This window comes from Patescibacteria group bacterium (assembly GCA_028710985.1).
Taxonomy (GTDB): Bacteria; Patescibacteriota; Patescibacteriia; order JAHJFT01; family JAHJFT01; genus JAQTTB01.
The window spans coordinates 22,213-39,751 of sequence record JAQTTB010000002.1 but is presented as its reverse complement, the minus strand read 5'-3'; the positions used below and the strand labels follow the sequence as shown (position 1 = coordinate 39,751).

Annotated in this window: 17 protein-coding genes; 13 read left to right on the top strand and 4 right to left on the bottom strand. The window is 50.4% G+C overall.

What is annotated here, in order from left to right; all coding sequences use genetic code 11:
* The first annotated feature begins 115 nt into the window (after positions 1 to 115).
* Entirely contained in the window at positions 116 to 2,677 is a 2,562-nt protein-coding gene (uvrA, locus tag PHW53_03905; protein MDD4995580.1) for an excinuclease ABC subunit UvrA, read from the top strand.
* Between the two features lie 35 nt (positions 2,678 to 2,712).
* Here uvrA and PHW53_03900 read toward each other — a convergent pair whose 3' ends face one another.
* Complete coding sequence (locus PHW53_03900) at positions 2,713 to 3,141, bottom strand: hypothetical protein (protein MDD4995579.1); 429 nt, start codon at positions 3,139 to 3,141, stop codon at positions 2,713 to 2,715.
* A 52-nt stretch (positions 3,142 to 3,193) separates the two neighbouring features.
* Here PHW53_03900 and PHW53_03895 point away from each other — a divergent pair, with 52 nt between their 5' ends.
* The 8 genes from PHW53_03895 to tgt all read left to right on the top strand — a co-directional run bounded on the left by PHW53_03895 (position 3,194) and on the right by tgt (position 9,585).
* Entirely contained in the window at positions 3,194 to 4,441 is a 1,248-nt protein-coding gene (locus PHW53_03895) for an excinuclease ABC subunit UvrC (protein ID MDD4995578.1), read from the top strand.
* A 147-nt stretch (positions 4,442 to 4,588) separates the two neighbouring features.
* Complete coding sequence (locus PHW53_03890) at positions 4,589 to 4,885, top strand: GIY-YIG nuclease family protein (GenBank protein ID MDD4995577.1); 297 nt, start codon at positions 4,589 to 4,591, stop codon at positions 4,883 to 4,885.
* 95 nt (positions 4,886 to 4,980) lie between these two features.
* The gene (locus tag PHW53_03885) at positions 4,981 to 6,090 is read left to right on the top strand and encodes a hypothetical protein (GenBank protein ID MDD4995576.1); all 1,110 of its coding nucleotides are present in this window, start codon (positions 4,981 to 4,983) and stop codon (positions 6,088 to 6,090) included.
* A 247-nt stretch (positions 6,091 to 6,337) separates the two neighbouring features.
* On the top strand, positions 6,338 to 6,769 hold the full coding sequence (gene mraZ / locus PHW53_03880; protein ID MDD4995575.1) for a division/cell wall cluster transcriptional repressor MraZ: 432 nt from the start codon (positions 6,338 to 6,340) through the stop codon (positions 6,767 to 6,769).
* Between the two features lie 165 nt (positions 6,770 to 6,934).
* Entirely contained in the window at positions 6,935 to 7,123 is a 189-nt protein-coding gene (locus PHW53_03875; GenBank protein ID MDD4995574.1) for a hypothetical protein, read from the top strand.
* 43 nt (positions 7,124 to 7,166) lie between these two features.
* On the top strand, positions 7,167 to 8,066 hold the full coding sequence (gene rsmH / locus PHW53_03870; GenBank protein ID MDD4995573.1) for a 16S rRNA (cytosine(1402)-N(4))-methyltransferase RsmH: 900 nt from the start codon (positions 7,167 to 7,169) through the stop codon (positions 8,064 to 8,066).
* Positions 8,067 to 8,069: 3 nt separating this feature from the next.
* On the top strand, positions 8,070 to 8,420 hold the full coding sequence (locus tag PHW53_03865; GenBank protein MDD4995572.1) for a hypothetical protein: 351 nt from the start codon (positions 8,070 to 8,072) through the stop codon (positions 8,418 to 8,420).
* A 61-nt stretch (positions 8,421 to 8,481) separates the two neighbouring features.
* Positions 8,482 to 9,585, top strand: coding sequence for a tRNA guanosine(34) transglycosylase Tgt (gene tgt / locus PHW53_03860; protein ID MDD4995571.1), 1,104 nt, complete (start codon positions 8,482 to 8,484; stop codon positions 9,583 to 9,585).
* A gap of 338 nt (positions 9,586 to 9,923) precedes the next feature.
* Here tgt and PHW53_03855 read toward each other — a convergent pair whose 3' ends face one another.
* On the bottom strand, positions 9,924 to 10,751 hold the full coding sequence (locus PHW53_03855) for an alpha/beta hydrolase (protein MDD4995570.1): 828 nt from the start codon (positions 10,749 to 10,751) through the stop codon (positions 9,924 to 9,926).
* Here PHW53_03855 and PHW53_03850 point away from each other — a divergent pair.
* The 4 genes from PHW53_03850 to rplU are packed head-to-tail and all read left to right on the top strand — an operon-like array spanning position 10,750 to position 15,407.
* Positions 10,750 to 11,238, top strand: a complete 489-nt coding sequence (locus PHW53_03850; GenBank protein ID MDD4995569.1) for a hypothetical protein — start codon at positions 10,750 to 10,752, stop codon at positions 11,236 to 11,238. The genes PHW53_03855 and PHW53_03850 overlap by 2 nt on opposite strands.
* Position 11,239: 1 nt before the next feature.
* Positions 11,240 to 13,981, top strand: a complete 2,742-nt coding sequence (locus tag PHW53_03845) for an ATP-dependent Clp protease ATP-binding subunit (protein MDD4995568.1) — start codon at positions 11,240 to 11,242, stop codon at positions 13,979 to 13,981.
* Positions 13,978 to 15,039: an MraY family glycosyltransferase gene (locus PHW53_03840; protein MDD4995567.1), complete on the top strand. Its 1,062-nt coding sequence runs from the start codon at positions 13,978 to 13,980 to the stop codon at positions 15,037 to 15,039. The genes PHW53_03845 and PHW53_03840 overlap by 4 nt, the downstream gene beginning before the upstream one ends.
* A 53-nt stretch (positions 15,040 to 15,092) precedes the next feature.
* Positions 15,093 to 15,407 carry a 50S ribosomal protein L21 gene (gene rplU, locus PHW53_03835; GenBank protein ID MDD4995566.1) on the top strand — a complete coding sequence of 105 codons (315 nt, stop codon included), beginning with the start codon at positions 15,093 to 15,095 and terminating at the stop codon, positions 15,405 to 15,407.
* Positions 15,408 to 15,440: 33 nt separating this feature from the next.
* On the opposite strand, the gene recR is transcribed toward rplU, so the two are convergent.
* Together recR and dnaB are read right to left on the bottom strand one after the other, a co-directional pair.
* Positions 15,441 to 16,043, bottom strand: a complete 603-nt coding sequence (gene recR, locus PHW53_03830) for a recombination mediator RecR (GenBank protein MDD4995565.1) — start codon at positions 16,041 to 16,043, stop codon at positions 15,441 to 15,443.
* Positions 16,044 to 16,046: 3 nt separating this feature from the next.
* Positions 16,047 to 17,513: a replicative DNA helicase gene (gene dnaB, locus PHW53_03825; protein ID MDD4995564.1), complete on the bottom strand. Its 1,467-nt coding sequence runs from the start codon at positions 17,511 to 17,513 to the stop codon at positions 16,047 to 16,049.
* Between the last annotated feature and the right edge of the window lie 26 nt (positions 17,514 to 17,539).

Genomic DNA, 17,539 nt, shown 5'->3' with positions numbered 1-17,539 from the left:
GAAAAAGTTTAGTCAAAAGTCTAAAGTTAAAAGTTGAGTTAAAAGTCATTGAATTATAAACTTTTAGACTTTTAACTTGACTTTAGACTTTTAACTTTTAATTTTAGACTTAATCATGCAAGATAAGATTATTATCAAGGGAGCTAGGGAACATAACTTAAAAAATATCTCTCTTGAGATCCCGCGCAATAAAATGGTTGTCTTCACCGGCGTTTCGGGTTCGGGCAAATCGAGCCTGGCTTTTGATACGATTTTCGCCGAAGGGCAAAGGCGCTATGTTGAATCGCTTTCGGCTTACGCCCGGCAGTTTCTCGGGCAGATGCAGAAGCCGGACGTTGATGAGATTGAGGGATTGTCGCCGGCGATTTCCATTGACCAGAAAGCGCACAGCGCCAATCCGCGCAGCACGGTCGCGACAATCACCGAAGTCTATGATTATCTGCGCGTGCTTTACGCGCGCATCGGCGTGCCGTATTGCCCGGTCTGCGGAAAGATAATCAGAAAAATGACGGTTGAGGAGATGGTGGATTCGGTCGGCAAGGCCGCGAAAAAGCTGCTCGGTACGGGCAAGGCGGAGGAGATTCATATTTTGGCGCCGGCGGTGCGCGGGCGCAAGGGCGAATATTATCAGATGCTGTACGACTGGTATAACAGCGGATTTTTGTTCGTGCGCGTCGACGGTAAGATGAGAAAATTAAGCGGACGGATTTTACTAGACAAAAACAAGAAGCACACCATTGAACTGGTCACGGATATTATTCCGGCGAGCGATGTGCTCGCGCTGGGCAAAGAGAACCGCCAGCGCCTGGCGGAATCGCTTGAAGTGGCGCTTGAATACGGTAACAATCTGGTTACCGTAATTTTCGGGGGCAGGGAAGAGCGTTCGCTTTCCGCCAAATTCAGCTGTCCGGACGACGGTTTCAGTTTTCCGGAAATCGAGCCGCGCCTTTTTTCTTTCAATAGCCCCTACGGCGCCTGTCCGACCTGCCACGGCATTGGCACGGAATTTATTTATTCGGATGAAATATGCCCGGACTGCAATGGCAAGCGCCTGCGGCGCGAGGCGCTGAATGTGCTGATAAACGGCAAAAATATCAACGAGCTGGTTTCCATGGATATAGATTTGGCGACCAGATTCATTCTTAGCTTGAATCTGACCGCGCGCGAAAAAGAAATCGCCGGTGCGGCCATGAAAGAAATCCTTGACCGCCTGCAGTTTATGATTGACGTTGGCGTGGAATATCTGACGCTTGACCGCACGGCCGGCACTCTTTCGGGCGGAGAAGCCCAGCGGATCCGCCTCGCTTCGCAGGTCGGATCGCGCCTGGTCGGCGCGCTGTACGTGCTGGACGAACCGACCATCGGCCTTCATCAAAAAGACAATACGAAATTAATTGAGACTCTGGCCAACCTCCGCGACATCGGCAACACGATTATCGTGGTTGAACACGACGAGGAAACAATCCGCGCGGCGGATTATCTGGTTGATTTCGGGCCGGGCGCGGGAAAGCGCGGCGGCGAGGTCGTGTGTTGCGGTGAAATTCCGGAGATTTTTAAAAACACGGAATCGTCAACCTGCGCTTATCTGCGCCGGGACAAAGAAATTCCTCTGCCCGCGAAACGGCGCGCGGTCGGCCGCGACGCGATTAAGATTATCGGCGCCAAGGAGCACAATCTCAAGGGCCTGAATCTGGAGATTCCGCTCCGGCGTTTCATCTGCGTTACCGGCGTTTCCGGTTCGGGCAAGAGTTCGCTGATGTATGACGTGGTCTACAAGTATCTGGCCAACCGGCTGAACGGCACCGGATACCGGCTCGGCGCGGCAAAACAGATCCTCGGGCTTGAATATCTGGACAAGGCGATTCTGATTGACCAGTCGGCAATCGGCCGGACGCCGCGTTCAAATCCGGCGACCTACACCGGCACGTTCTCGCACATCCGGGATCTGTTCACGCAGACGCCGGAGGCAAAGTTCCGCGGATACCGTCCGGGCCGGTTCAGTTTCAACGTGCCGGGCCCTGCCCGCCAATCGCCTGACGGCTCAAGCCGGATGGCAGGCGGGGGCCGCTGCGAACATTGCGAAGGCCACGGATACATCGCGATTGAAATGCATTTTCTGCCCACGGTTTACGTGACCTGCGAAGTGTGCAAGGGAAAGCGTTTTGACCGCGAGACACTGGAAGTGAAATGGAAAGAAAAAAACATTTCACAGGTTTTGGATATGGAGGCCGGGGATGCTTACGAATTTTTCAAAGACATTCCGCTGATTGCCGACCGGCTCAAGGTGATGAACGAGGTCGGTCTCGGATATATGGAACTCGGCCAGCCGGCGACCACGCTTTCCGGCGGCGAAGCCCAGCGCGTCAAACTGGCGAACGAACTGGCCAAGCGGCCGACCGGCCGGACTTTTTATCTTTTGGACGAACCGACCACGGGTTTGCATTTTGAAGATATAAAAAAACTGCTTGAAGTTCTGCATCGCTTGGTTGACCGCGGCAATTCGGTGGTGGTGATTGAACATAATCTGGATGTCATAAAAACCGCGGACTGGGTGATTGATCTGGGACCCGAGGGAGGGGACCGCGGCGGCAGCTTGGTGGCGCAGGGAACGCCCGAAGATATTGCCGCGAATCCGAAATCCTACACCGGACAATATTTAAAAAAAGTTTTGAGATAAAAAAAATAGCTCTGCGAGGCGCAGAGACTAAGGGGCTATAGGGTGATTTCTTCTATGACGATGAGGCGGGTGATGCGTTCGATTTCGGCGTGTGGCTTGAAGAAGGTGGGTCGGTGATACTTGTTCGGCATGATGACTACCCCGGCCACGGCCAAGAGATTTTCATGCTCTCGTATCAAGTAGCCGTAGACGGTCGATCCGTCGGTTGCTTCAATCATCAAGCGGTCTCTGGGGTGATAATCTGGCTTGTCGGGATTGAATCTTTTGTCCGGTCCGAGTTTGAACAGGTGCTGGATTTGTCCGAGTTGGAATGTCGCGGGAGTGACACTACGCTTATAGTAGATTGCCAGAGTGCCGCTGCCGATATTGTCCATAACGCCGATCGCGTATCTGTTATTGGAAAGAACCATCTCCACCACCGCACCGCCCAGAGCTTCCAGTTTATTGGCTTGGTGCTGGTCCATGGGAGCCTCCTTATACGCGAAACTTACAATATAAACTTAAAAATGTCAAGTCATGGCAATTCCGAAAAACGTAAAAATTAAAAATAATCTATTGCCGGCCGAACCGGGCGTTTATCTGATGCGCGACGCGGGCGGCGAGATTATTTATGTGGGCAAAGCGGCTTCGCTCAAGAGCCGGGTTTCTTCGTATTTTCTAAAATCCCATGACGACAAGACCGCGCGCCTTGTCCGGGACATCCGGCGCATTGATTATCAGATCACGCTGTCGGTGCTCGAAGCCCTTATCCTTGAGGCCAATCTGATTAAAAAGTATTTGCCCAAATACAATATCCGCGAAAAGGATGATAAAAGTTTTTTATATCTCGCGATTACCAAAGATGATTTTCCGCGGCCCATGCTGATTCGTGGACTTGAGCTCAGGCGCATGAATAGGAATAGATTCAAAGCCGTGTTCGGACCCTATCTTTCGGCGCGTTCTCTGCGCGCCGCTCTGGATCTTATCCGCAAGATGATCCCGTATTCCACCTGTGAACCGAATCAGAAGCGGGCGTGTTTTAATTTTCAGATTGGCAAATGTCCGGGAGTGTGCGCGGGAAAGATCAGCCGCGCGGATTACGCAAAAATTATCCGCAACCTGATTTTGTTTTTTCAGGGCCGGAAGACGCGGGTTCTTGCGAATCTGAAAAAAGAAATGAAGCGATTGTCGGAGAATTCAAAATTCGAGAAAGCAGCAACGGTCCGTAATCAAATCCGCGCATTGGAGCATATTCAGGATATCGCTTTATTAAAGCGTGATGAGCCGACTCCGGAGATCGGCCTGGCCGGCGAGAAGTTCATAAATATTTTTGGAAGGGTCGAGGGTTACGATATATCAATGATCAGCGGACAGCACGCGGTCGGAAGCATGGTTGTTTTTGATCAAGGCGAACCGGCGAAAGGCGAGTACCGCAAATTTAAAATTAAAACAATCCGCGGCACCAATGACACCGGCATGCTTAAAGAAGTTCTGGCGCGGCGTTTCCGGAACCGCTGGCCGCATCCGGACTTGATTCTGATTGACGGCGGTAGGGGACAGGTGAATGCCGCTCTGGAAATTTTAAGTCTGTTTAGGCTGCGCATTCCGGCGGTCGGCATTGCCAAGGGCATTACGCGCAAAAAAGATGAATTGATTTACGACCGGCTCGATCCCGAGCTTAAACGCGTCAGCGAGCAATACAAAGCAATTTTAGTCCGTGTCCGCGATGAGGCGCATCGGTTTGCGGTGAAGTATCATCGCGAGATCAGAGGACGGATTTTATAGACAAATCGCGTTTTTTATCTCCTACTCCATTTGCATAAAGTCAAATTCTGGCATGCATCGCTTTTTAACGCAAATCACTCTTCCGTCATTCCCGCGAAGGCGGGAATCCAGATACTATAAGCTACCAGAAAACAATAAATAGTACAGATGCTCGATTATTATCAATTTTATACGTACATTCTCGCAAGCAATAGAAACGGGACTTTGTATATTGGCGTAACGAATAATTTAAAGCGCAGGGTATTTGAGCATAAGCAAGGCGAAGACAGCGCTTTCACGGCGCAGCATTATATTAATAAGTTAGTATATTACGAAATGTACGAGAGCATTGAAGAAGCAATTATGCGGGAAAAGCAATTAAAGAAATGGAACCGCAGTTGGAAGATTAGATTGATAGAGGATTTTAATCCTCTCTGGAGTGATTTGTACGATAATATTGACTGAGATACCCCCGGTATATTGCGCTTGGATTCCCGCCTTCGCGGGAATGACGAAAACATGACAGTATTGACATTTTGAAAAAAGAGTGCTAATGTTTAGTGTCGAGATCCTTAAAAACAAAATTCCCCGGCGGGCTGAAGAGATTGTCCCCCCTGATTGCCATTGGGGCTATCGGGATCAGGAAAGGCTCTTCCACCGCGCCACCCACTTTTCCGCCCGAGGCGGAAGTTGGAAAGGAAACCAAGATGAGCGAGAACGAGAAAAGGAACGAGAACAAGATGCCTGAGGGGCTCGAGGATGCGGTTCCCATGGAATTGGGGCTGGTGGAGCTGGGAAAGATGAAGATCGCACTAATCGGTATGCTCCTGTTGTCGTTAGCCATCCCGTCCCTTGTTTGGCATCTGTGGATACTCACACATATGCCAAACCAAGTATCGGGAATGGACGTTATTATTTTATTTGTTACGGCTGCAGGGTTCGTCCTGGGCGGACTTTTCGGCGTAGGGTTGGTACTTTTAGAGATAGAAAAGATAACTCCCTGCTGGCGCCGCAACGTCGTGGGCTACGACGCGTGGTTCTGGATTCTCGATAATCAGGGAGTGGACCCGGACGTCGGCGTTATTATTGTCTCGCGCGGAAATATGTCGCTCAAAAATAGATCGCTTGAATCATCTTCCGCGTTAGCTGCAAGGGGAAAACACAATAACTTCCTCCGTGTACCGCTTGGCGGCTGGTTCAGACGCAGGCAGGGTCAGCTGTTCTATTGCGACTCCAGCGATTATCTTCTGCTGACAATGGCTTGGCGCGTTCGTGCGCCCAAACCGATTACTGATCCGATAGCCGGACAGTATGTCGAGCTAATCGACGGGAAAGGCGACGCAATCGCACTTACCGTGGGTGAGACACTCCGATTCGCGCATCAGATACATGGCGGTATTCAGGAGTGGCGGCATGAAGTGCCAAACCTACTCCGAGAAGTGCGCGAACGTCGGCGAGAAATTGCCGAAATTCGTGCCGAGCGTGAAGAGGTGATGGAGGCGCTGTTGGCCGCCAAGCGGCACGAACGCGAACTTCTGGAGGAGACTATCGGCCAATTGGACGCGACCAAGCGATTCATCAGGTCCAAGCAGGCGAAAAAGATTCGTGACGATCTGGCGATGCGTCTGGCAGTGTTCGAAGCGGCAGAAATTGATGCGAATCTTGGGTAGGGGGTCGACAAGCGGTTGAGCCCGGACGCTTCGGTACCCAGCTAGGGGATGGTTTCTTGTTCTGACCGGTCCATGGCAGCATGGCCGGTCTTTTTTATTTGTGGAAGATTGTGGATAAGTGCGGCATTTGAATGGTGGACGGGTGGGGAAAAATGGGGTATAATATGCATGTAGGGGTTAATGATGGTGAGATGTGGGGATAACTTGGTTTAGTTGTGGATAACTCTAAGGGATTTTTAGCTATTTTATGTTCATCGGCGAGTTTAAACACAATTTAGACGAAAAGGGCCGCCTGGCCGTGCCGGTAAAATTCCGGTCCGATTTAGCCAAGGGAGCGGTGATAACAAGAGGCATTGATAAATGTCTTTTTGTTTATACCATGGACGAATGGAGGATCTTGGCCAATAAATTAGCGAATTTACCCATTTCCCAGGCCAAAGCGCGGGCGTTTGCTCGGCTTATGCTGGCCGGAGCAATGGATGTAATCCCAGACAAGCAGGGCAGAATTAATTTACCCGAATATCTCCGCCAGTATGCCGGCCTCTCCAAAGAGGCGGTAATTGCTGGGTTATACAATCGTTTGGAGATCTGGGATTCTGCCTCGTGGGAACAGTATTCAAAAAACACCGAGCAGTCTTCATCCGATATTTCGGAGAAGTTGGCTGAACTCGGTGTTTAACCGCGGGTCTTGAGTTTTACTATTCAAAACCCGGGGCTAAGCAAAGGGAGGTGCATCTTGACACAAGTCAGAATTTCGACCCAGGCATTCGTAATCATCTGGGTGTCGAATGTGTACGATCCGATGGTACTCCGGTCTCACTCGTTGGGAAAAGATATATACCTCTTGCTCTGCAGTGCAGAGCAGCTTGATGAGGTGCGCGATGAGTTTCCGCGCAACAGGGTCATCTTTTCCGACGACCACGAGGAAGCCTTCCGGCTTGCCGGCGAGATTGTCGAGCAGCATCATGCGGCCGAGAGAAGGTCGCGCGCGGCATCGACCACCGTGTACTGCTTCATATCCTCCGCAGCTTAAATCTCCTGAGAGGAACCCCTTGGTTCCTCTCTCCCACTCTCCCATGAATGAATTAAAACACGAACCAGTTTTGCTGGAAGAAACAATTAAGTTTCTGGATCCGCGGCCGAACCAGAACTTCGTTGATGGGACAGTTGGAGACGGAGGCCACGCCTCGGCGATTTTGGAACTTACGGCGCCGGACGGACGGCTGCTTGGTTTCGACCGCGATGAAGGCGCATTGCGCCGCGCGCAACATTACCTTTCGAAGTTTGGTAAAAGAATCAAATTAGTCAACGATAATTATAAAAACATACGTCAGTATGCTGCCCCGGATTTTGATGCGCGCGGAATTTTATTAGATCTTGGCTACTCGCTTGTTCAGATTAAATCTCCGGAGCGAGGCTTCAGCTTTCACGAGCAGGGACCGCTGGACATGCGGTTCGATACGGAGCAGGGAATAACCGCCGCGGAAATCGTGAATACATATTCCGAGGCCGATTTGGCCAGAATATTTTTGCTCTACGGCGAGGAGCGCTACGCGCGGCCGATCGCGCGCCAGATAATCCGGCAGAGAAAGAAAAAGCTGATTGAGACAACCCTGGAGCTGGTCGGAGTGATTGAAAAGTCGGTTCCGTGGAAATATCTTCATTCAAAATTGCATTTCGCCACGCGGACATTTCAGGCGCTGCGCATTGAAACCAATGGCGAGCTTGAGGGGCTGGAACAGGCATTGCCCGACGCTTTATCAGCGCTTGGAAATCACGGACGCCTGGCGGTCATCACATTTCATTCCCTGGAGGACAGGATCGTCAAACAGTTCATGCGGCGTCAGGCCCGGGCGGCAACGGTAAAATTAATTACAAAAAAACCCATAAAACCATCGGAGCGGGAGATTAACATAAATCCCAGATCACGCAGCGCGAAATTGCGCGTCTGCGAAAAAATTAAAAAACAAAAATAAAATATGTCACCTTTCCAAAAGCTGACAAACATCCGGCACGAAATTAAGCGCCAAGATACATTCTTGAAGCTCTTTAAAATCACAAACCTCAATATCGTGGCCATGATATTGGTTATGATTATGGGAGGATTTTATCTTGTGCAAGTTAATAAGGTGACGACCAAGGGATATAAAATTCGGGATTTGGAAAAAAAGATCCAGGCCATTGAAGACAGCAGCCGCAAGGTGGAGCTGGAAATCGCGGAATTGCAGTCTTTGGACAGCGTGGAAGAGCGGGTGAAGACTCTGGGCATGGTGCCGGTGGAAAATGTCCGCTATGTAAAAAAACCGGGCGCCGTTGCGGTCAATCGTTAATTATATAATTTTAGATGGCGCGCGACTCGACAATCGCGCGTTTTTGTTTTAGAATCCAGTTATGTTTAGACTAATCAAACAAACCGGTCTGGCACGGGTCGGCGAGATTGAGACGGCGCATGGTGTTGTGCATACGCCGTTTTTTATGCCCATCGCCACCAAGGGCGCGGTTAAGACCGTGTCTACGCGCGATTTGGACGCCCTGGGCGCCGAGATTTTGCTGTCCAATACATTTCACATGATGCTGCGGCCGGGCGAAGCCCTGATTAAGCAGGCCGGGGGCTTGCACGGATTTATGAACTGGAATAAACCGATTCTTACGGACAGCGGCGGTTACCAGGTGTTCAGCCTGGCGAAGATGAGAAAATTAACTGATGACGGGGTTGAGTTTCAGTCTCCGATTGACGGCGACAAACATTTTCTGACTCCGGAACGCTCCATACAGATACAGTTGGATCTGGGCTCGGATATTGTCATGGCGCTGGACGAATGCACGCCGTATCCGTGCGAAAAAGAATACGCCGAACGGTCTTTGGAACTGACCATTGCCTGGGCAAAGCGCTGCAAGAAGTATTTCGATGACAATAAAACCGCGGCAATCAATCCGGACGCCAAGCTGTTCGGCATTGTCCAGGGTTCGACTTATCCGGATCTTCGGAAAAAGTCCCTTGAGCAAATTATTGAAATCGGATTTGACGGTTACGCGGTCGGCGGATTTTCCGTGGGCGAGCCGCGTGAAAAAACTTATGAAATTTTAGCCGAGCTGATGAAGCTTATGCCCGAGGACAAGCCGCGTTATTTTATGGGCGCCGGCCAGCCGGAAGAAATCGTTCAGTACGTCAATCTCGGGTTCGACATGTTTGACTGCGTCCTGCCGACGCGCAACGCGCGCCATGGCACGCTGTATGTGCGGCTCAATGATTCTTTGGAAGGTAATTTTTACGAGCAGGTTGATATCACCAACGAGTCGCATAAATCTGATTTTTCTCCGCTTGACGCCGGATGCGAATGCGAAACCTGCCAAAATTACACCCGCGCCTATCTGCGCCATCTTTTTATGATTCAGGAGCCGCTGGGGCAAAGATTGGCGACCCTGCATAATTTGAAATTTTATCTGGATTTGATGAAACTCCTACAATCGTCTGGGCCTCTCAACTCTTTCTAGCACCTCTTTACCTCTTTTCTCTTGCCTTCGGCGCGTTACTTTTTGTAACCAAAAAGTAACCAAAAAGTTTCGGGGTGGCTGATGCGCTCTCTATTTCATTAGGCAACTCTTTGTGTTTCTATACGACGCTTAGCAGCCACCCCGAACCCCATGTTCTGTTTTAGACGTTCGTAAAGAGGGGATACGAGAAGGGGCGAAGCCCCTTCTTAATCCAACCCCTTCCCGCCCCGATGAACGAACAATAGCCACGCGGGTTCGCGGCGGGAAGGGGCAGGGGATGGGTAAGGAATAAATAGAATTTATAAAAAAGAATCGCCCCAAGGGAGGCGATTTTTGCGTTAGTCGTACTTGCCGTTCAGGACATCGGCGATGATGTCGCGGCAGGTGATCGGGCGGTCCAAAGGAACGATGTGTTGGCAGTCCCGGATTTTGCTGACGCGCTTGATTTTCCCTTTCAGCTGTTTGGCGTTAGCCGTGGCCGGGAAACAGTAGATGCGATCCTGCAGGTAGTTGATCCGGCTCTCGTAGTCGTAGTTAGCGATGGTGATAAGCCAGTCTTCCATTGCCTTGGCAAGGTAGGCGGGATCAAGCTCAACGGTCGCCTGGCGCAGCTCGTCAAAGTGTCGGGACGGCTCAAGGGAATCAAATCCCGCGTTGGCCATCTCAATGGCCGCAACATTCTGCCGGAAGGTCGCGCCGGCCTTGGCCTGCGTCCAGAAAAGGAAGCGCATGCCCAGATTATCCAGCCGGTTATTTTTTAGGCCGGCCAATGCTTTGAGATAGGCGATGATGAGCCGGTACGAGATCATGTCGACGCGATTCTGAGCTTCGGTAAAAAGGTAGGAGTCCAGCAGGATTATTTTGTTCACGAATTCGGGGTTGAAAGACGCGGTTTCGAGGCAAATTTCACCGCCTGCTGATAATCCGACTAGGGTGATGGGCCGGTCGAGGTATCGGCCGATGCGGAGGGTTTCGGATTTGCACCTGGTCGTGTAATAGGTGAACAAATTGTGGCCCGTGATATCGCGCGGGATCCCGACCTTGAGGATGTGCGCATTGTAGCCCAGATTCCTCAGGAGCTGCCTCAGTAAGCCGAAAAATATCAGTTCAAATGGAGCAATGGGATTTAGTACCAAGAGAATGGGTTCAGGGGTAGTATTGGCCATGATAACCTCCCTTTTGAAAGAGCCCTTCAGATCATTTAAGCATATCGTTAAAATAATGTCCATGGTGGATGGGGATGTTTATTTTGAACCAAAATTTTGGTATAATGGCGCCATGATTCAATCAAATACACTTATTTTGATAAAATCCCTTGTGTGGGATATTGCCGGCAATGTGATTTATTTTCCGGTTTGGTGGTACACGCGCGGATTGATACGCGTGGCCGTTTTTTTATTTAAGTTCGTGGGCGGTATGGAGATGCGGCTTGCCGTGCGCGTCTGGATTGTCAATATTTTCCGGCCAATGTACGCCGTGTCGGATATCCCCGGACGCATCATCAGTTTTTTGATGAGAATTTTTATGATTATTATTCGCTCAATCGGCTTGATCGGTTGCGCGATAGCTGCACTGATTGTTTTTGCCGTTTATATTGCCTGGCCGGTATTTTTAGCGATTATGATCGTTTTGCAATTTATCGAATTTACATAAAATGGAAAATCTTGAGCAAAAAATTAGTAAATGCCCAAAATGCGCTGGTTCGGGAATCGACGGCAATATCGTGTGTTCGGTCTGCCGTGGCATCGGATTTGGGTTAAGCCTGCCACTTATATTTCTATATTGGGGGAAGAACATTGATCCGTTTGAGATTATATTCAATCGCTGGCGCCGTGCGGCAAATAATTTTGTGAATTTTGCAATATTGATTCTGGCTGTATTGGCGATCGTGCAAACGGGAATTTATTTTTATAATTTTGGCTGGCTGCCCATGGCCGAAGTCGCGACCTGGCTGAATCCTAACGTCAGAATCTTGATTTTTTGGATCGGTTTGGCGATATTAACGTTTGTTTTTTACCGGCTTGCTCTTGAGGGAGAAGCTTTAATTAAAATTCCGCGCCGCGGCTACGAAGAAGAAGAAATCAACCTAGATGCCTTGGCCGCCGCGCCCTGGGAACAGGCGGCCGTAGCCAAACAGCGTGTTGACGTGACGCGTTCAATTAATATTTCGGCTTGGCGCAGCCTGGAGCGGGCTTATGAGTTGGCCCAAAATTTCAAGCACGGCGTGGTTGAACCAGCGCATTTGTTTGCCAGTCTGCTTTCTACTCCGCAAATTGGATTGGTTTTTGGACGGCTTGGCGTGGATATGAAGAAATTGCAGGAAAGCCTGGGTGGTATGCTCATCAAACTACCGCCGGCGGCCGGCGGCCGACTGGTCTGGTCAGACGCGCTCAGGGCCGCGGTGCTCGGGGCATATGTTGACGCCTATAACCATCGGCACCGCTTGATCGGACCGATTGAATTGTTCGTGCAGGCTGTTGCGGCAAACCAAAACCTGCAGGAACTGCTCTTTGGCCTGGATGTGGATACCGTAAAACTTAACAATGTGGTTTCCTGGATCAGGATCCAGGAGATATTGTCCGAGCAGTGGCGTGAATTTCGCGCCGCAGCGCGACTTAAGCCGCGCGGCGCAATGAACCGTGCCATGACGGCAATCGCCACGCCAATGCTTGACCGGTTCAGCACGGACTTAACTATGATGGCGACTTACGGATATTTGAGTCCGTGCGTCAACCGTTCGTCGGAAATCAATCAGCTGATGCGCATTATTGAGGGCGGCCGCCAGAGTGCGATTCTTATCGGCGAGTCCGGCGTGGGTAAGCAGGCAATCATCGAAGGCCTGGCCCAGCGCATGGCGCAGGAAGACGTGCCCAAGATTTTGCAGGATAAAAGACTGGTGAGTTTAAGCACGGCGCAGCTTGTTTCCGGCGCCACGGCCTCGGAGGCCGAAGAGAGGCTCTTGAAGGTTCTGAATGAGGTCGGTGTTTCGGGCAATATAATTCTCGTCGTTCCGCATATTGATAAAATGGTGGGTATTACTTCGGGCAGTGAACAGAGCATCGACCTGGCTGAGGTTTTTGCCAATGAACTCGGCCGCGGATATTTTATTTCCATTGCGACTTCAAGGCCCGGTGATTATACCCGCGCGATTGAAAGCCGTACGCTCGGCAATCGCATGCAAAAGATTGACGTCGGTGAGCTGGACGAGGATACGGCAATTCGCGTGCTTGAAGCCAAGGCCGGCTCCATTGAATATGAAAACAAGGTATTTTTCACTTACGATGCAATTGATAAAGCGGTGCGGCTGACCGCCAAGCTGATGCATGAAAGATATCTGCCGGATAAAGCAATTGAAATAATTAAAGAAGCGGCGTTGGAGGTCAGGAAGACCAGGGGAGAAAAAGCCTTAGTCACGGGCGAAGACGCGGCGAAAATTATTACTGAAAAAACAAAAGTGCCGGTTACCGCGATAACCGGAGAAGAGAGCGAGAAACTATTGAAACTCGAAGATGAGATTCATAAGCGCGTGATTGGTCAGCATGAGGCCGTGAAAGCGGTTTCCGCGGCTCTGCGCCGCGCTCGCGCCGAACTTCGGGAAAAGAAGCGCCCGATTGCCAATTTCTTGTTTCTCGGACCGACCGGTGTGGGCAAGACCGAACTTTCAAAAACCGTAGCCGAAGTGTATTTCGGCGACGAGAATAATATGATTCGTCTGGACATGTCCGAATATCAGGAAAAAACCAGCATCTACCGCCTGATTGGCGCGCCGGGCGATAAGGAAGGCGGAATTTTGACCGAGATGGTGCGCAAAAAGCCTTTTGCCCTGATACTCCTGGACGAAATCGAAAAAGCCCATCCTGATATACTAAACGCGTTTTTACAAGTCATGGATGACGGCCGGTTAACTGATAATCTCGGCCGGACCGTCGATTTTACAAATGCGATTATCATCATGACATCTAATGCGGGTACGGATTTTATTCAGGAAGAGATTAAAAAAAATACGCCGGTTGCGCAGATCCAGACCACGCTGGTCCAGGAGAAGCTGAAGCAATATTTCCGTCCTGAGTTTTTGAACCGTTTTGACGGAGTTATTGTTTTCGCGCCGCTCACGCGCGAAGAGGTTCTGCAGATTGCCTGGCTGCAGCTTTCAAAGCTTCAGGGCGTAATGGAAGAGAAGGGAATTCATCTTCGGGTCACTGAAGAGGCGGCTGAGGAATTGGCCACTGCGGGTTTCGATCCGCTGTTTGGCGCACGTCCATTAAAAAGAGTGATTCACGAGAGGGTGAATGACGCGCTGGCAAATTATTTATTGACCGGAAAAATTGGACGGCGCGATATTGTTTATTTGGAAAAAGGAGGTCAATTACGCATTGAAAAGGCCGCGGAACTATGAGCTATTTTATAGTTTTTTTGTCAGCGTTCGCGTTGACACTGATATTAACGCCACTTGTAAAGTGGCTTGCTTTAAAATTAAATATTATTGATCGCCCGGGCACGGAGGAGAGAAAGATACACAAGAATCCGACTCCACTTATGGGCGGCTTGGCGATATTAGCGGCGGTTGTCGCAGTAGTTGCGGTGTGCTGGTTTGGGTTTGATGTGGTTTTTGATAGTCCAATCAAGGCAAAGCATTTGGCCGGGGTTCTTGCGGGCGCGATATTTCTGATGATCGGCGGAATTCTTGACGATAAATTTAATCTTCGTCCAAAATATCAGCTCGTCTGGCCGATTCTTGCGGCAGGGAGCCTGGTGGCGGCCGGCGTGGGCATCGATCAGATAACTAACCCGTTCGGCGGAGTAATAAAGCTCAATCAGTGGGAATGGTGGTTCTTGACGCTGCCGTCGGATTTGCTGACATTCGTCTGGATACTTCTTATGATATACACGACAAAGGTTTTGGACGGCCTGGACGGACTCGCGGCCGGTATCACCGGAATTGGGGCGCTGATGATAGCATTTCTTGCATTGTTTACGGTTTATTATCAGCCGGACGTTGCCCTGCTCGCCATGATTGTTGCCGGCGCGCTGGCGGGCTTCCTGATTTTTAATTTTTATCCGGCTAAAATTTTTCTGGGCGAATCCGGCAGTACGCTTTGCGGATTCCTGCTTGGCACTCTGGCGATTATCTCCGGCGGCAAGATCGCGACCGCCCTGCTCGTGATGGGAATCCCGGTGCTGGATGTAATATGGGTGGTTATTCGACGTATTTTTATTGAAAAAAGATCGCCGTTCCGCGGCGACCGTAAGCATTTGCATTTCAGGCTGCTGGATATCGGACTGAATCAGCGGCAGGCGGTGCTTATACTCTATCTTTTGGCGACGATTTTTGGCTTAACCACGCTTTTTTTACAGAGTAAATATAAAATGGTGGCATTGGTTGTTTTGGCAGGCGTGATGGTAATAATGGGTTTAATTTTAGTGAAAAATTATAAGGGCCGGACGGCGTCTTGACGCGATGGGCCGACTATGATAAAATATTTTCATTAAAAATTATTATCAAGAATATGATTGCGATTATTAAAACCGGTGGAAAACAATATAAAATCAAGCCCGGAAGCGTACTCAAGGTTGAAAAATTGGACGTTGAGGCCGGAAAAACAATTGAAATTAAGGAAGTCTTGCTGATTGCCGATGAAAACGGCGCGGATATAAAAATCGGTGATCCGCTGGTTAAGGGCGCGTCGGTTGAAGCCAAGGTTCTGGAGCAGGGAAGGGCGGACAAAATTCGGGTTATCAAATACAAGCCTAAAATACGATACCGAAAAGAATTCGGTCATCGCCAGCCGTACACCAAGCTGGAAATCGTGTCAATCAAATAAATTAAAAAACACCCCGATCGTACCGGGGTGTTTTTATATTTCTCGCCGGCCTTTGATTGCGTCAGTCAAGGTGATTTCGTCGGCGTATTCAAGCTCTGAGCCGACCGGTAATCCGCGCGCCAGACGCGTAACCCGAGCAGGGTATTTTTTTAGTATTCTTGAAATATGGAGAGTGGTGGTTTCGCCCTGGATGTCGGGGTTGAAGGCAAGGATAATTTCTTTGACCGCCGGGGAATTAGCGAGACGCTGCTCCAGTTCGTTAAAACGCAGCTCCTGTGGCGTGATGCCCTCAATCGGATTAATCAATCCGCCAAGGACAAAGTAATGGCCGCGGTATTCGCCGGTATTTTCAATCGCCTGGACGTCGCGCGGTTCGGAAACAATGCAGAGCAGGGAGGTGTCGCGGTTCGGATTGGCGCAGATAGCGCACGGATCCTTGAGCGTGTACGTCTGGCAGCGTGAACAGACCTTGATGTGCGACTGCAGGTCGGTCAGTGCGCGGGCAAACTGCTCCAGATCTGATTTTGGACGTTTGAGCAGGGAGTAGACAAACCGTAGAGAGGTTTTTGGGCCCACGCCGGGCAAACGATTGAACCAGGCAATCAGATTATGCATGGGATCGGGTAGGTTGTTCATATTTTAAAATGGAATTTCCGGAGCTGAAGGCGGTTGAACCGCTTGAGCCGGTTGGAGCGGTGCGGCCGGCGCGGTTACTGGTTGAACTGGCGGCTGGGCAATTGCCGGACGGCGCTCAAGAGTGCGGAAGCTGGCGCGCGTTTCGTCAAAGAAAAGCCGAATCAGACCAGTCGGGCCGTTGCGGTGCTTGGCAATGTGGATTTCGGCGAGATGGCGCTCTTCGGGGGCGATATCTTCAAGACGGTAGTTTTTATCCGCGGCCTTGCGGTAAATAAACATGACTACGTCAGCATCCTGTTCAATTGAACCGGATTCGCGCAAGTGAGAGAGTTTGGGGATTGCGGGTTTGCTCATTTCCACGGCGCGAGACAGTTGGGAGATCGCGATGACCGGAACATTGAGTTCGCGTGCAATGCCTTTTAGCGCGCGGGTGATTTCTGCGACTTCCTGCACGCGGTTTTCGTTGGTCAGCCTTGATTCCATGAGCTGGAGATAATCAATGATGATCAGGCCGAGATTGTGTTCAATTTGCAGGCGGCGGGCCTTGGTGCGGATTTCCATGATGTTGGCCATGGCGGTGTCATCAATAAAGATCGGGGCTTCGGAGAGCACGCCCAGGGCATGTCCGATGCGCGGAAAATCATCCTGGCCGTCGCGGTCGGAGAGGCGGCCGGTGCGCATTTTCCAGAGGTCCACGCCGGCTTCGGCACAGATGAGCCGATCAACTAATTGTTCTTTTGACATTTCAAGGCTGAAGATGCCGGTCGGGATTTTTGATCTGCAGGCAACATGGCGCGCGATATCAAGAGCCAAGCTGGTTTTGCCAACGCTCGGGCGGGCGGCCAGCACAACCAGGTCAGATTTCTGCAGGCCGGCGAGCAAATCATCCAATTCATGAAAGCCGGTAGGGATACCGCGGAGTTTTCCTTTTTCCCGGTGCAGTTCGTCAATGCGTTCAAACGCTTCGGTGAGCACATCCTTGATTGGAACGAATGCCTGTCGGAGATATTTTTGAGAAACACCGAACAGCTTTTGTTCGGCCCGGTCGAGAAGCATCTCGACATCCTCGGCTTCTTCAAAGCCAAGGGAAACAATGTCCGAGGCCGCAGTAATCAGGCGCCGCAGGGTGGCCTTTTTCTGAATTATTTGGGCGTAATGCAGGACATGGGAAGAGCTGGGGACGGCGTTGGCAAGTTCCATGAGGTAGGTCCGTCCGCCGATAGATTCAAGCAAATTGGTCTCGGAAAGCCGGTTTACCAGACTCAAAATATCAATTGGATCGCGCTTGGAATAGAGATGTAACATTGCGTCAAATATTTTCGCGTGGGCGTCTTTATAAAAATCATCGGATCGGATAAGATCGGCAATGCGGATCATGGCGTCTTTATCCAAAAGAAGTGCCCCGAGAAGCGAGATTTCAGCTTCGAGGTTTTGAGGCGGAATCTTGTCTAAAATATTTTTCTCTGTCATATGTTTTGTCTACTCATATTACCTTA